Origin of the sequence: Persicitalea jodogahamensis (assembly GCF_014651615.1) — a bacterium.
Classification (GTDB): Bacteria; Bacteroidota; Bacteroidia; order Cytophagales; family Spirosomataceae; genus Persicitalea; species Persicitalea jodogahamensis.
Genome location: NZ_BMXF01000001.1, coordinates 1,689,489 through 1,703,850, shown reverse-complemented (window position 1 = coordinate 1,703,850; position 14,362 = coordinate 1,689,489). Strand labels below are relative to the sequence as shown.

Sequence of the window (14,362 nt, the reverse complement as noted above, 5' to 3'; positions counted from 1 at the left end):
GGTAGGGTACTTCCCCACTTTCAAGTCTCAACGATTCCTAATCTACTGCAATGAACCGACTTTCGGGAAAAGGATGGCTCTTACTACCCTTTTTGCTATTTCTCTTTTCAGGAAAAGTCTGCGGGCAGTTGCCGATTCATGACTTGGGAAAAAAATTTCTGCTGCTTCGGGATACTACTACCTGGAAACAAATAGCTTCCATTCCCCTTTTATTCCCGGCTCACCATCCACAGGGCATGGTGAAAATAGGCACCAATTTTTACCTATCTTCCGTAGAGGTACTTGACAGAGCGGCTGGCGAAGGCATAGGACACCTTTTTGAATTCGATGCCAGTGGCAAACTACTCGCCGACCTCAAATTGGGAGAAGGGCCGATGTATCATCCGGGCGGAATTGATTTCGACAGAGAAGCTATCTGGGTACCCGTCGCCGAGTATCGTCCCGACAGCAGGTCCGTCGTTTATAAAGTTGATCCTGCTACGCTTGCGACAACGGAAGTGTTTCGCTTTGCCGACCATATCGGCGGAATCGTGCACGATTTTGTGTCGCACAAGCTGCATGGAATAAATTGGGGTTCAAGGCACTTTTACCAATGGGCACTTGGTGCTGGTGATAAAGTACTAACTCAATTATCGCCCGAGAAGCTCCGTGTGGCCAATCCAACTTACTACATTGATTATCAGGATTGCCATTATATCGGCAATCATCGAATGCTCTGCGGTGGTTTGAAAAATTACCGGAATGGCGACTCGGTTTTCCGACTGGGCGGCCTGGAAATGGTCGATCTGCTAACCCACCGGGTCATTCACCAAATTCCCGTCCAATTGTGGTCGCCATCGGGAAGACCCATGACCCAGAACCCCTTCTGGCTCGAAAGTACCGAGGAAGGCATCAGGGGGTACTTTGTACCTGATGACAACCAGGCAACAATGTATGTCTATGAAGCAAAATTACCGGTAGCCGATGGCCGGTAGCCTATATTACTGCCGATTCGCAGATGTAGGTGGGGATAATCCCTGTTGTATGTATCTTAACCTCAGCCTCTTTCGCCTGCGTGTTGCCGCTGAGGACAAGTGCCGTATCCAGTCCAAATTTATTGCCGCCCAGAATGTCGGTGTGCAGGGTATCCCCTACCATCAGAATACTTTTCTTGCTTACATCCGGGTAGTTTTTAATGTGCTCGTAGGCAAAAATAAACATTTGGGCATCGGGCTTTCCGAAACGGATAAAGTGCCTGCCGATAATATCCTCAATCATAGTAGCTACCGCGCCGATGGCAATGGAGACGTACTTTGGCGACATTGGATAGTAGCGATCGGTATTGGCCACAATAACCGGGATATTGCGCCGACGGAGCAGGTTGACAGTCTTGCTGAGATCACGGTTCCAGTCGAAGCCTTCGTCGTCGAGCATGACTAGAGCGGTCACCTCATGGGCGAAATCGAGGTTCAACTCGCCAATCGGAAGCGTCTTCATGCCAAGGGTTTCCAGGTAGTGTGCCGACTTCTCGGTGCCCAGGTACGCCACTGTGCCGCCATCCACTTTGAGTTCCAGATAGTCGCGTGCCAGCATGCCGGAAGAAATGATACAGTCCGGCACGATGTCGTACAACCCCAGGCGGTGGTAGGATTCCGCCAATGCATTCGGACTGCGCGAGGCATCGTTGGTCAGGACATAAAAATCCTTTTTCTGTTCCCGCAGATACGCGAAGGTTTTCTCGATTCCAGGAATCAAGGCATTGTGCGTTTTTAGAACGCCAAAAGCATCGAAGAAAACGACATCATACTTTGAAACTACGGACTTGAAAGAGGATAAACGCATTCTATCGAATTTTTAGGTGGTTCAAGATTTTCTCAGCGTCGAATTCTTTTTCGATACTGGGAAAGTAAATTTTGTAAGCCTCACGCTGAAGCTTAATGGCGTAGGTGCGGTGAAAAAAGTAGCGACCATCCTTGATGACGTAATTAAGGATAAAAAAACGATACGCTTCTTTAATAAAAAGGACTTCGTTTCGGGTAAGGGGGTAGATTTTGTGGTACTCTTCCAAAAAAATCATAAAGCGATCTTCCATCAGAGGACCAATATAGTAGCTAAACACCGTGCGGTCACCCACATCGGATACAACGCGGCTCAGAAAGTAGAAATCCATGATCCGCGACGATACCCGGAACCAATCGTAATCCCAGCGGGAGAACAGGGTACAGTCCTCTTCAACCGAAAAATTACCAATGTTCCAATCTACAAACACAGGCAGGAGATCGAAAGAAATAACGTCGAGTTTCTGAATATTCTTCAAGAAAAGTCCACATTGTTCTCGCAGGAAATCAACGTGCATGCGGTGCTCGAATTCCCCGGTTTCGGTGGCCAGGATATCCAGCAGATGTTGAATATCCGTCCTCAATTTTTTTGAGGCTTTGGGAAGTACCTTGCTCACCCGAAAGCAGGATTTGTGGAATTTGGCAATTTCCCGCGCCAGGCTACGAATCTGCTCTTCGTTCAGTCGCTTGGGCAGTCGCTCTTTTGTCCGAACCGGATTGTAAAACACCAGCCAGGCATCGACCATGGCATCCTTAAAGCGGTAGGTGTAAACCTGGTTGTTTTTAACCAAAGATTTGGCCAGCACATTCTCGAATGGGTACAGAAGATTGGTCGCCAATGCGTGGATAATCCGATGATCTTCTTTGAAATGCTCGAATTTGCCAAAATACGAGAGCTTGGCAATGACCATCTCTTCCGTGTCCAGCCAAATCCTGAAAACGTGGTTGGTGGACACCATTGCACTGATATCCGTTATGCTAACGATCTTCTTCGAGGGGTCGAACCCTTCCCAAGCCTCTCTTATTATCTGGTGATAGTTTATTAAGCGCATTGTCGGAGGGGCAAATTTTTGGGTCGCAAAGGCACACATCGAAGGTTGCCTTTAGTGAAAAGTAATCCATATACTCCCTATTCCGGGAACAAGCCTTATGTTGGAAGAGTGTGCATCTACTGCCAAAGTAGAAAGCGGATCATGTGTTTTCGCCACTTCTTACCTCTTCAAACTAGATTATCTCGAAATACCGGCGCAATTCCCAATCGCTGACCTGGCGCGCATATTGTCGCCATTCCCAATCGCGGGTGGCCGTAAAATGGCTGACAAAAGGCTCGCCGAACAGCTCAATCGCGATGGTACTTTCTTTCATCGCCTGGGTGGCCTCTTTGAGATTCGCGGGTAATATACCATTTTCCTTGTTCTGGTAGCCATTTCCCTGGGTGGCCGGTACATCGAGCGGTAGTTTTTTCCTGATTCCATAGAGCCCTGAGGCAAGTGCGGCGGCCATCGCCAGATACGGGTTAGAGTCGGCCCCGGCCACCCGGTGTTCGACGCGCGCGTGCCCCTCCGAGTCGTTGATTACCCGTAGCGCAGTCGTGCGGTTTTCTATGGCCCAGGTCACAGTCGTGGGTGCCCAGGCCCCCTCCACCAGCCGCTTGTAGCTGTTCACTGTGGGCGCGAACATTGGCAAAATGTGCGGCAAGCAATGCAACTGCCCGGCAATGAAGTGCTTCATCAGCGTGCTCATCTTATGGGTGTCCTGCGGGTCAAAAAACAGATTTTGACTCCGGTCGGGCGACCAGAGACTCTGGTGGATATGGCCGCTACAGCCAGGTAGTTCGGCATTCCATTTGGCCATGAAAGTGGCAGCGATACCATGGCGGTGGCCAATTTCCTTCACGGACGATTTGAAAAGTGTCGCTTTATCGGCAGCTTTCAGAATTTCATCGTGGATAATAGCCGCTTCGTACACGCCTGGGCCCGTTTCGGTATGCAGCCCTTCCAGCGTTAGGTCAAAGTTGGCCAGCAGATCAAAAAGATCATTGTTGAAATCGCTCTCCTGTGAAGGCCGCAGAATGGAATAGCCGAACATTCCCGGCGTGAGCGGCTCCATGTCCCGAAACCCCTTTTCCTGCAGACTTTGGGGCGTTTCCCGAAAGTTAAACCACTCAAACTCCTGAGCATATTCGGCATGAAAGCCCAGTCCGGCACATTGCTCCACCACACGCTTTAGAAGACTACGCGGACAGGCGGCCAGATCATCGCCGTCAGGATTGCTGAAATCTGCCAAAAAAAACGGCAGATCACCCTCCCAGGGGATCTGCCGAAAAGTGTCAAGGTCAATGCGGGCGGTGGCATCGGGGTAGCCCGAGTGCCAGCCCGTGATTTTTACGTTGTCGTACAGTTCGTCCGAACTATCCCACCCAAACGTAACGTCACAAAAGCCGTAGCCGTTTTCCAGGCCGTCCAGAAACTTCCGGCGGTGAATGACTTTACCTCGCAGAATGCCGTCGATGTCGGCAAAAGCGAACTTTATTTTTTGAATATCATGCTGGTCGAGAAAGTCGGTGATTTGTTGCTTGTTCATCGCAAGATTGAGGTTGACGGGGCAAAACTACCAAACATATCTCGCTATTGCTATGTCCGCTATTGCACCGCCAGTACTTTAAACTCCGTCCGGCGATTCATCTGATATTGACTTTCCGTGCAGTTTTCGCCATCCACACAATCATTCACGGGCTGGCTTTCCCCATAGCCCCGTGCCACCAAACGCATCGGGCTGACGCCCCGGCGCACCAGATAATCGTACGCTGCGCGGGCCCGGCGTTCGGACAGTTTTTCGTTGTATTGATCGCTGGCCCGGCTGTCGGTATGCGAGCGTAGTTCCACGGTCATTTCAGGGTACTTTGCCAAAAGAGCTACGACGCGGTCGAGTTCTTTCGCGGCATCGGGACGGATGAAAAACTTATCGAGGTCGTAGTAGATATTGTCCAGCCGGAACACATCGCCTTCGCCGTAGATTCCGACATTGTTCTCAACCACTTCGCCCTTGCGGCGGGTCTTGATTTGGTTCTGGTCGCGCGTATACTTGTCCTTTTCCGTGGTGATCGTATAATTCGAGTTAGGGTCCATGTCGAACTCGTACCCCCCATCGGGTCCTGTCGTTACGGTTTCTTCGGAATTGTTTTTATCGTTGCGCAGCGTTACACGGACGCCATCGGCGGGTTTCAGGTCCACCTCCTTCCGGATGGTACCTTTCACGATGGAGGTATTCTCACTCCGATCCAGGTAAATTGACAGACCCATGCTTGGGTTTGACGACTGGGTCAGGGTAGAGAAGCGAACGCTGTTGGCGGCGTACCCTTCTTTAATTGCTTTAAACTCGTACTCTTTGGAGGTTTCAAGACACATTCTGACGCTGCCGTCCATACCCGTCTGCTGGAGTTGCTGATTGACACCACTCTTCACCACCCGTACGTCAGCAGCTTCGATCGGCTCCTTGGTTTTGGCGTCGTACACAAAAATGTTGAGTTGCTTGCACACGCGTCGGAAGCTATAAATATTGTCGTCGGAGGCACCACGCTTGCGATTTGAACTGAAATAGCCCGACATCCGGTTGGCATCAGCGATAAAACCGAAATCATCGTTGGCTGAGTTGATGGGAGCGCCAAGGTTTTCTACACCCTTCAGGGCAATATCTCCCCGCATTTCCGCCGAAAATACGTCGAGTCCGCCCAAGCCCTCGTGGCCGTCGGACGAGAAATACAGTGTACCGTTGGTATCCATATAAGGGAACATCTCGTTACCTTCGGTATTGACTTCCCGCCCCATATTTACCGGCGTACCCCATTCACCATTATTGAAATCCACCACATAAAGATCGGTCGAGCCGTATCCACCGGGCATGTCAGACACGAAATACAGCTTGGAGTCATCAGGTGAGAGGGCTGGATGTCCGCAAGAATAATCTTTACTATTGAAAGGCAGCTCTTTGATATTCACCCATTTGCCTTTGGAGTCTTGTTCAGCGTAGTAGAGTTTCAGTTTCCTGATTCCTTCACTACTGCTTTTTCCGGATTTGCCCTTATCATCATTGTTACGGGTAAAAATAATCCGCTTCTGATCTTTAAAAAAAGTCATCGGCCCCTCATGGTACTTGGTGTTGAGAGTACGGCTGAAAATTTCGGATTTAGTCAAATTCACCTCGGTGGGAGTTGCCGCATTGCGGTCGTCCTCGGCTGAGTTGATGTCTCCGCCACCTAAGGTAGAGGTAGTAGTTGAGATTGTTGCCTGGCGAAACTGATTGGTGTCCGGCTGAAAGTAAATGTCCAGGAAGGGGGTCTGATTAAAGTTAAAGACCCTCTTTACCACTCCGGATTCATTGCGGGCCGACACAAACGTCAAACCGCCCTGATAGTACATCGGACTGAAGTCAGCCTGGCGGGAGTTGAATGGCAGGTACTCTACCTTATAGGAGGATGAGTCCTCGTAGAATCGGTTCATATCCATGTATGAAACCGTAAACTTCTTACCCCGTAAATCCTCCGTTTGCTTTTCGCCATACTTGGCGTACATTTTCTGGGAGTCCCGGTACTTTTTGTTTTTTGCCAGTTCCTGAGCGTAATATAGATAGGTTTCGCTGGGCAGATCGGTGTACTTATCGACCAGTTCACCATAGACCCGCTCGGCATTCCTCGAATCCTGCAAACGACGGTAGCTGTAGCCCAGTTTGATCAGGGCTTCGCGGCGTTCCAGCGGATCGCCGCGCTTGTCGAGCCGCAGAAAGTCCTCGTAAGAACGCACCGCATTGAGGTAACTCATGTCTTCAAATTGCTTGTTGGCCGACCGAAGCCGGGCACTCTGGGCCATAGCACCTACCGAAAGAAGGGTTAGGGAAATCGCCAGTAGCAATGTTTTACGGCAGATTTTCATAGGTATTTTTCTTTTCTATTAGTATTGATTCAGTAGTAATGACTAGGGATTAGCAAAGAAAATGCCAGTTTTCTCGCCAAGTAGAAAAATAATGTCTGGCAATAAGTTTTTCGAAGTAAACTATTGAAAATAAGGTACTTTAAATCAAAAGGTTACAATTCTATATTGGAGTATATCGGTGGTGTCAGGTTTTACACCGAACCGGTCATCGGTTCTTAGGCCCAGTACCCAAAGTATATTCTGCGCGTTGTCTGTCAGCACCAGGCATTCTTTTTTTTGATTCACCGGTACTTTGGCATCAACGAGCAGATCGCTGACTTTCTTACTTTTTCCGCCCATCCCGAAAGGCTGAAACCGATCGCCCGGCCGCCAGGAACGTACTTTGAGCGGAAACTGAAGACAGGTGGCATCGAAGTAAGCCGTTTGTGCATTCGCAGACAGTTTCAGTTCGGGTGAGCGTGGCATCCGCCTCGCTACTAAAAATGAATTTTCGCGCAGAGCAACTTTGTCGGTGTCCTCCCGGAGAGGAATTGGGTCGAATGCCTCGGCTTCGCGTATTGGCTCGACGATCAATTCTTCCCGATCCTTAAGCAAGGAATGAGTGGCCGAAAAAAATTCTTTACCGCTGATTCCTTTAAGGGAAGCGACGATTTGCTTCGTCTGGGCGTAATTAAAATGGTACTTTTCCAGCACTCCGTGCAATACGGAAGTCGGCTCCTCGGCCATCAGAATCATCGGTATGGAAATATAAACCTTACCTTCTCCCGAACGTACAGCCCTGTTGCTCCATTTGGAGAGTTGTCGGTCAACGACCGAACTGACCGCTCGTAACCGCTCCAGATTTTGTTCAAAAGTCTTATGTAACGAGGGATTCATCTCCTGCAACACGGGAAGCACCTTATGACGCAGCAGGTTTCGGCGGTAGGCGTCGCTGGTGTTAGAACTGTCTTCCCGCCAGGTGAGTTTTTCCTTTTGGGCAAATTCCAGTATATCATTTTTCGGAACAAAAAGCAGCGGGCGGATGGTGTGTCCTTTGACAGGCGCAATCCCCAAGAGCCCCGGCAGTCCCGTTCCCCGGACCAGATTCAGCAGGACGGTTTCGATGTTATCGTCGGCGTGGTGCGCAGTGGCAAGGTAATCGTACCGGAACGCCTCAATTAGTTCTTCAAACCACGCATAGCGCAGATCCCGCGCCGCCATTTGGATTGAAATGCCTTGTTCCTCGGCCACGTGAGCCGTTTCAAATTTTCGGGTATGGAAAGTCACTCCTTGCTTATCTGCCCAGTGACGCACCGCAGCTTCATCACCATCAGACTCCGCACCGCGCAAACCGAAATTGCAATGAGCAATGGCAAATGAAAAGTCCGCTCGCCGGAAAAGCTCAGCCATAACCATCGAATCTACGCCACCGCTCACTGCCACCAGCGTTTTTTTTTCGGTAATGCCGGGAACATTGTCGTTAATAAAAGTTAAAAGAGCATGTACCATGGGATGAAGCGATGCTTTAACTGTAATTTTGATCCTGATTTTAGTATCAAAGATAGCGACAATGGGCCGTGGCCAGAATTTGTTTTAGAAATATTGCCAGCCTGAGGCAACCTTTTTAAACGGAACGAGGTCTATCCTATCGAAGAAGCCATGAAAAATATTCTATTGATGTGTTTTTTGTTAATATCTACCTGGGTAGCTGGGCAGGTTCGTCCGCCGGGCTTACCCAACGCAGCTTCCGGCGGGCAACAGGATATCGTTGAATTGCTGCCGGGTTCGGATAGTCTTACCTACAGCACCGAAAATGGGATAGAAATCCGACGGGTGGTCAACAATGTCCGCTTTAAGCACAAGGGCTCTATCCTTTATTGTGATCTGGCAATTCAAAATGTCGCCAGCAACCTGATTCAGGCCTATGGTCATGTGAAGGTTGTGCAGGGCGACACCATAACAGTCACCGGCGACACGCTTCTGTATTACGGCAATACGAGGTTTGCAATTGTGAGCGGGAAGAAAGCTGTTCTGACAGACAAAAACAGAACGCTCACTTCTAAAAAGCTTGAGTATGACATGGCCAATGGGCTGGCTTACTACCGGCTGCCGGGCCGTACGGTGGATTCCGCCAATGTTCTGACCAGTAAAGAAGGGATTTACAATACGCGCTCCAAGGTGTTCGATTACTACGGCGATGTGAAGCTTGTAAATAAGAAATACGTCTTGACGACCGATACGCTGATTTACAATTCGGTCACCAAGTGGTCGTACTTCAACGGACCGACCAAAATCGTCAATAGTGACGGGACACTTGTTGCCAAGCGCGGACAGTACAACACTGAAACCGAGGAGTCCAGTTTCAGCACCCGTACGATGGTTGAAAATGATAGTTACACGCTCACAGGGGATTCGCTCTTTTATGATAGTCAGAAACAGCTCGGCTTTGCGAAGGGAAATGTCGAGATTTTGGCAAAGGAAGACAAGACGATACTCACCGGCGATGAAGGTATCTACCGGGGTACGGAAGGTTTTTCCAAAGTGTTTGGCCACGCCCTGGTAAAGAGCCTAGTATCAGAGGACACCCTGTACATCCGGGCTGACACGCTTTATTCCGTTGAAAATAAGGCCGATAGCACCAGAAGATTAATTGGCGACAAAAACGTTTACATCTTCAAATCCGATTTCCAGGGCCGTTGTGATTCGGTACTTTACAACACTGCCGATTCTACCGTGTTCTTCTTCCGCGATCCGATCCTTTGGGGTCAGAACTACCAAATGGAAGCGGATTCGATTAGTGCTTTTTTGGTGAACAATAAAATTGATCGGATGCTCTTGCGAAGTAATTCATTTGTCATTTCGGAAGATACCCTGGTTGCGCAATTTAATCAGGTTAAGGGACGAACCATTAACGCCTACTTTAACAAAGAAAGTAACTTGAAAAGAGTTTTTGTGGATGGCAATGGTCAAAGCGCCTACTATGCATTGGACGAGGATGAAAAACTAATTGGTCTGAACCGTGTAGAGTGTGGGAAAATGAATCTACAATTTGAGGCCAATCGTGTGAATCGAATCGCGTTTTTGGGCCAACCTGTGGGTAGCTTGATTCCTCCGCAAAATATAAAAGCACCCCAACGGCAACTTGAGGGATTCAATTGGCGTATAGGTGAAAAACCCACTCTGAAACAAACAATTTGGGCCGAAGATACTCCCGCAAAACAGGCAGTCGAAAAGGCGAAAGAGGTAGAAACGGCTCGTTTACCAAAGAATTCGAAATAATCTTGGTGGTTCTAGCATAGTTTTTGTAAAACGTTTATGTACGAAATCAACCGATCAATAAATTTATATCACCTGTTGCACAATAATCTTTGATTCTCTGATTATAAATGTATATTTTTGTAGATCAATGGGATAATACGTTTCCCGGCGATCCCAACTTTGCCCCTTGCCATGAAAAAAACTATACTTTTTGTTTATACTTTTCTCATACTGGGTTGCTTTGCCACTCAGGCTCAGGTACCTGCCAACAGCAGCCGGTTAAATCTGCCAAATAAAACAAAGACGATGTCTTTTGACCGTCCACTTGTGCAGAAGCCTACCGTACTTTCGTACAAGCCGCTGGCCCTGGAAAAACCCCAGGCATTGAATGACTACTACCGTGCTTTGCTGTTTGCCAAGCCCGCCAGCAGTAGTGTCAACAACACGGTGGCCGTTGCAGAGAGCCTTGCGGTAAACCCCAATGTTCAGTTGGCTAAAGCGGATCGCCGGGCCAGCAATCTGGACCGTATTTCTGATGACCATCTTTTCTCGAACGAATGGCTGACGATCTCGAATATCTATCCTAATCCGGCCAGTGACTACGCAGAATTTGACTACTCTCTGAAAAGCTCAGATCGTGAGGCTAAAATTGTGATTTGTAATGTTCTAGGTAATCCGATTTCCGAATATAGCCTGGATAAAAACGATCGGAAGCTTCGCATCAACACACGTGATATGCCTACAAGCGTGTACTTTTATCGTCTGGCTATTGACGGCAATTCCGTAGCGACCAAAAAACTGCTTGTTCGCCATCAGCAATAGTCTGCCACCCGATACTTTCAAGGCTACCGGTTCGTTATGAATCGAGTAGCTTTTTTTATTACCTTTGCCGCCTTATGCAAAAAACACCCTTCGCGAATTATTTCTTTTTTCTAATAATCGCACTTTTCCTTACGACATCCTGCAGTAAGTTTGCCAAGCTGCAAAAGACCGGTACAGATAAGGAAAAGTACGCCGCCGCTCTGGATTATTACCAGGAAGGTGATTGGTACCGTGCCGGGCTTCTTTTTGAGGAGCTTATTCCTTTGTTAAAGGGTAGTACAGAGTCCGAGATGGCGCAGTTTTACTATGCCTACACGCAGTACCATCAGGAACAGTACAATATGGCACAGTTCCTGTTCAAGAAATTTTATGATACCTATGCCCGCAGCGATTACGCGCAGGAAGCACTGTACATGCACGCCTACTCGCTGTATAAGGATTCTGCTCCGCACACGTTGGACCAAACCAGCACTCTGACTGCCATTTCGGCCTTGCAGGATTTCATTAACTCTTACCCCGCAAGCCCTTTCAGGAACGAGTGCACGGGCTACATTCTGGAACTACGCCGCAAGCTGGAACTGAAAGCCTACGAAAAGGCCAAACTTTATTATAAAATCAGCGATTTCAATCTTGCCTCCCTAAAATCGGCGGTTATTTCCGTTGAAAACTTCCGGCGGGATTTTCCCGATTCGGAGTTCAATGAAGAACTGGCCTATTTGAAAGTGGACGCGCAATACACGCTTGCTAAAAGCAGTATTTTCAGCAAGCAGAAAGAGCGTTACGAAGATGCGGTGAAATTTTATAAAGCATTCATTGATAAGTACCCCAGCAGTGCCTATCTGAAAGATGCCGAGAAGCTTTATGCAAGCAGCGAGGACGAACTCGAACGCATCGCCACCCTGGAAAAAGCACAGAAAGACAGGCTGGATAAACTACCTGACCCTGCGCAGCCTGCTAAGGTAACCACATCGTCGATCAACAATTAATTACCCCAAAATTTAACCAGATAATTGTAACATGTCAGCCAACACGAATCCATCCATCATTACCCGCAATACAGATGATATTGCCGCAGTGACAGGGAATCTATACGAATCGGTTTCGATCATTTCCAAGCGTGCCCGCCAGATTTCGAGCAAGATGAAAGAAGAACTGAACAACAAGTTAGCGGAATTTGCTTCTGGGGTAGATAACCTGGAAGAAGTTTTCGAAAACCGCGAACAGATCGAAATTTCCAAGTTCTACGAACGGATGCCCAAGCCCGGCAGCATTTCCATTGACGAGTTCATGGAAGGCAAAACATACAATGCTTATCGTGAAGTGGAAGAGGGGAAGTAACCTACTTTTTGCGAGTCTTTTCTATCAGCCATACCAACGCCCGCCGCTGGTATGGCTGATTTCGTATCTGCCAGTCTACTTGAAACCATTTTGAATTTGAAAGGCAAAAAAATTATCCTCGGCGTGTCCGGCAGCATCGCGGCTTATAAGTCGGCCTTGTTGGCGCGGTTGTTGGTAAAAGCGGGAGCCGAAGTGCAGGTGATCATGACTGAGACTGCGGCTGACTTTATCACGCCGCTCACCCTGGCTACTCTATCAAAACGCCCTGCCCTATCTGCATACGTTCGAAATGAAGAAGGTGTCTGGAACAACCATATCGAGCTAGGACTTTGGGCAGATGTAGTATTGATCGCCCCCGCCACGGCACGCACGCTGGCCAAATGCGCACACGGCTTGTGCGACGACTTGCTGACGGCGGTCTATCTGTCGGCACGCTGCCCGGTTTTTTTTGCCCCGGCTATGGATGTAGATATGTATCACCACGGTTCTACCAGGGCTAATATTGAACGGCTGCAGTCTTATGGCAACCAGATAATCGAGGCTGAACACGGCGAATTGGCCAGCGGTCTCGTAGGCGAAGGCCGGTTAGCCGAGCCAGAGGAAATCGTCCGGTACCTGGAAAGTCACTTTTCCCGTCGTTCGGTGGCCACCGGTAAGCGAGTACTCATCACCGCTGGCCCTACCCAGGAGGCAATCGATCCCGTACGCTATATCAGTAACCACTCATCCGGCAAAATGGGATACGCTATTGCCCATGCCTTTGCCGGGGCCGGGGCACAGGTAACGGTGGTGAGTGGTCCCGTGAGCCTGGAAGTGACCGACCGGAGTATCAAAAGAGTCAATGTCCGTTCGGCGCAGGAAATGTTCCTGGCTACGGAAGCCCAATTCGACGGTAGCGATCTCGTGATATTTGCCGCGGCGGTGGCTGATTACGCTCCCGCCGAAGTAGCGGCGAACAAGATGAAGAAAAAGGAACAAGAATTTGGCCTGAGAATGACCCAAACCGTGGATATAGCCGGAACGTTGGGGGCACGCAAAAAGTCGGGTCAGCTGCTCATAGGGTTTGCTCTGGAGACTAATGATGAGGTGGAAAACGCCAGCAAAAAACTACAAACCAAACAACTTGACTATATTGTCCTGAACTCCCTGAATGATCCCGGCGCAGGTTTTGCGTACGATACCAACAAAATCACCGTTATTGATCGGGAAGGCGTGGAACGTCGTTTTGAACTAAAGTCCAAACAAGAGGTAGCGCAGGATATTCTCGAACTTATACTTGAAAAATGGAGCGAGGCATGAAAAAAAATCTTGCAGGAATCTTGGCTGTTCTCTTCCTGGCTATGCTGCTTGCACCCGGCCTTTCGGCACAGGAACTGAATTGTACCGTCACGCTAAACTACGATCAACTTGTAGCCCAGCAAAAAACCGACGAGCAGGCCATGGCTCAACTCCGAACTTACATCAGTGAGTTCATGAATAATACGCGCTGGACCAATGATCAATTCACTCAGGAGGAGCGTATCGGTTGTAAGCTTAACATCAATTTGGTCCGTTCGCTGAGTCAGGGGATTTACGAGGCCAATGCTCAGCTGATTGTCACACGGCCGATATTCAACTCCACTTACGAGTCAGTACTGTTCAGCTTTGTGGATCGCAATTTCAGCTTCAAGTTTCTACCCAATACACCGATGTTCTTCAACGAGAACAACTACACCGACGAATTGCCGTTCACCCTGGCGTTTTTTGCCAACATTGTCCTTACACTGGATTATGATTCATTTAGCAAATTAGGCGGTAGTCCCTACCTGCAGAAAGCTTTCAATCTGGCCAACATTGCCACCAACTCTTCGACTTTCAGTAAAGCCTGGCGCTCAAACGGCGACTCCCGCAACCGTTACGCTTTGGTAGAAAACCTGATGAGCCAGCAGTTTTTGCCTTTCCGTGAGGGAATCTATAACTACCATCGTCTGGGGCTCGATACTGCCACCGAGACGCCCGGTCTTGCCCGGAAGAAGGGGCTGGAGATGCTTACGACGGCTAAGCAGGTCGCTCAATTGCGCCCTGGCGCAGTACTTTTAAATTCGTTCTTCGATGCCAAGTCCGAGGAGTTCTACAACCTGATGCGCGAGGCATCCCCCGACGACCGCCAGCAGGCCTTCACGCTGCTCTCGGCGCTTGATCCCACCAAAACGGAACTTTATCGCAGGTTGATTCAGTAAT

Annotated in this window: 12 protein-coding genes; 7 read left to right on the top strand and 5 right to left on the bottom strand. The window is 48.9% G+C overall.

Annotation, left to right across the window (positions count from 1 at the left end; genetic code table 11):
- The first annotated feature begins 50 nt into the window (after positions 1 to 50).
- Positions 51 to 974: a DUF6454 family protein gene (locus tag IE117_RS07060; RefSeq protein WP_189563598.1), complete on the top strand. Its 924-nt coding sequence runs from the start codon at positions 51 to 53 to the stop codon at positions 972 to 974.
- Between the two features lies 1 nt (position 975).
- Here the strand turns inward: IE117_RS07060 and IE117_RS07055 are convergent, their stop codons facing one another.
- The 5 genes from IE117_RS07055 to tilS form a co-directional block, all read right to left on the bottom strand.
- Complete coding sequence (locus IE117_RS07055; RefSeq protein WP_189563597.1) at positions 976 to 1,821, bottom strand: HAD-IIA family hydrolase; 846 nt, start codon at positions 1,819 to 1,821, stop codon at positions 976 to 978.
- 1 nt (position 1,822) lies between these two features.
- Positions 1,823 to 2,869, bottom strand: coding sequence for a hypothetical protein (locus IE117_RS07050; RefSeq protein WP_189563596.1), 1,047 nt, complete (start codon positions 2,867 to 2,869; stop codon positions 1,823 to 1,825).
- 172 nt (positions 2,870 to 3,041) lie between these two features.
- Complete coding sequence (locus IE117_RS07045) at positions 3,042 to 4,400, bottom strand: glutamine synthetase family protein (protein ID WP_189563595.1); 1,359 nt, start codon at positions 4,398 to 4,400, stop codon at positions 3,042 to 3,044.
- A gap of 59 nt (positions 4,401 to 4,459) precedes the next feature.
- The gene (locus IE117_RS07040) at positions 4,460 to 6,745 is read right to left on the bottom strand and encodes an OmpA family protein (RefSeq protein ID WP_189563594.1); all 2,286 of its coding nucleotides are present in this window, start codon (positions 6,743 to 6,745) and stop codon (positions 4,460 to 4,462) included.
- A gap of 144 nt (positions 6,746 to 6,889) precedes the next feature.
- Positions 6,890 to 8,233, bottom strand: coding sequence for a tRNA lysidine(34) synthetase TilS (gene tilS / locus IE117_RS07035; RefSeq protein ID WP_189563593.1), 1,344 nt, complete (start codon positions 8,231 to 8,233; stop codon positions 6,890 to 6,892).
- A gap of 150 nt (positions 8,234 to 8,383) precedes the next feature.
- On the opposite strand from tilS, the gene IE117_RS07030 reads away from it, so the two are divergent.
- From IE117_RS07030 to porD, 6 genes are all read left to right on the top strand, one after another.
- Positions 8,384 to 10,003: an OstA-like protein gene (locus IE117_RS07030; protein WP_189563592.1), complete on the top strand. Its 1,620-nt coding sequence runs from the start codon at positions 8,384 to 8,386 to the stop codon at positions 10,001 to 10,003.
- Between the two features lie 171 nt (positions 10,004 to 10,174).
- A complete protein-coding gene (locus tag IE117_RS07025; protein ID WP_189563591.1) occupies positions 10,175 to 10,804 on the top strand; it encodes a T9SS type A sorting domain-containing protein in 630 nt (209 codons plus the stop codon).
- Between the two features lie 74 nt (positions 10,805 to 10,878).
- Entirely contained in the window at positions 10,879 to 11,790 is a 912-nt protein-coding gene (locus tag IE117_RS07020) for an outer membrane protein assembly factor BamD (RefSeq protein ID WP_189563590.1), read from the top strand.
- A 31-nt stretch (positions 11,791 to 11,821) separates the two neighbouring features.
- On the top strand, positions 11,822 to 12,142 hold the full coding sequence (locus IE117_RS07015; protein WP_189563589.1) for a DNA-directed RNA polymerase subunit omega: 321 nt from the start codon (positions 11,822 to 11,824) through the stop codon (positions 12,140 to 12,142).
- A 51-nt stretch (positions 12,143 to 12,193) separates the two neighbouring features.
- Positions 12,194 to 13,441, top strand: coding sequence for a bifunctional phosphopantothenoylcysteine decarboxylase/phosphopantothenate--cysteine ligase CoaBC (gene coaBC / locus IE117_RS07010; RefSeq protein WP_229580443.1), 1,248 nt, complete (start codon positions 12,194 to 12,196; stop codon positions 13,439 to 13,441).
- On the top strand, positions 13,438 to 14,361 hold the full coding sequence (gene porD / locus IE117_RS07005) for a type IX secretion system protein PorD (RefSeq protein ID WP_229580441.1): 924 nt from the start codon (positions 13,438 to 13,440) through the stop codon (positions 14,359 to 14,361). Before coaBC ends, porD begins: the two co-directional genes overlap by 4 nt.
- Position 14,362: the final 1 nt, after the last annotated feature.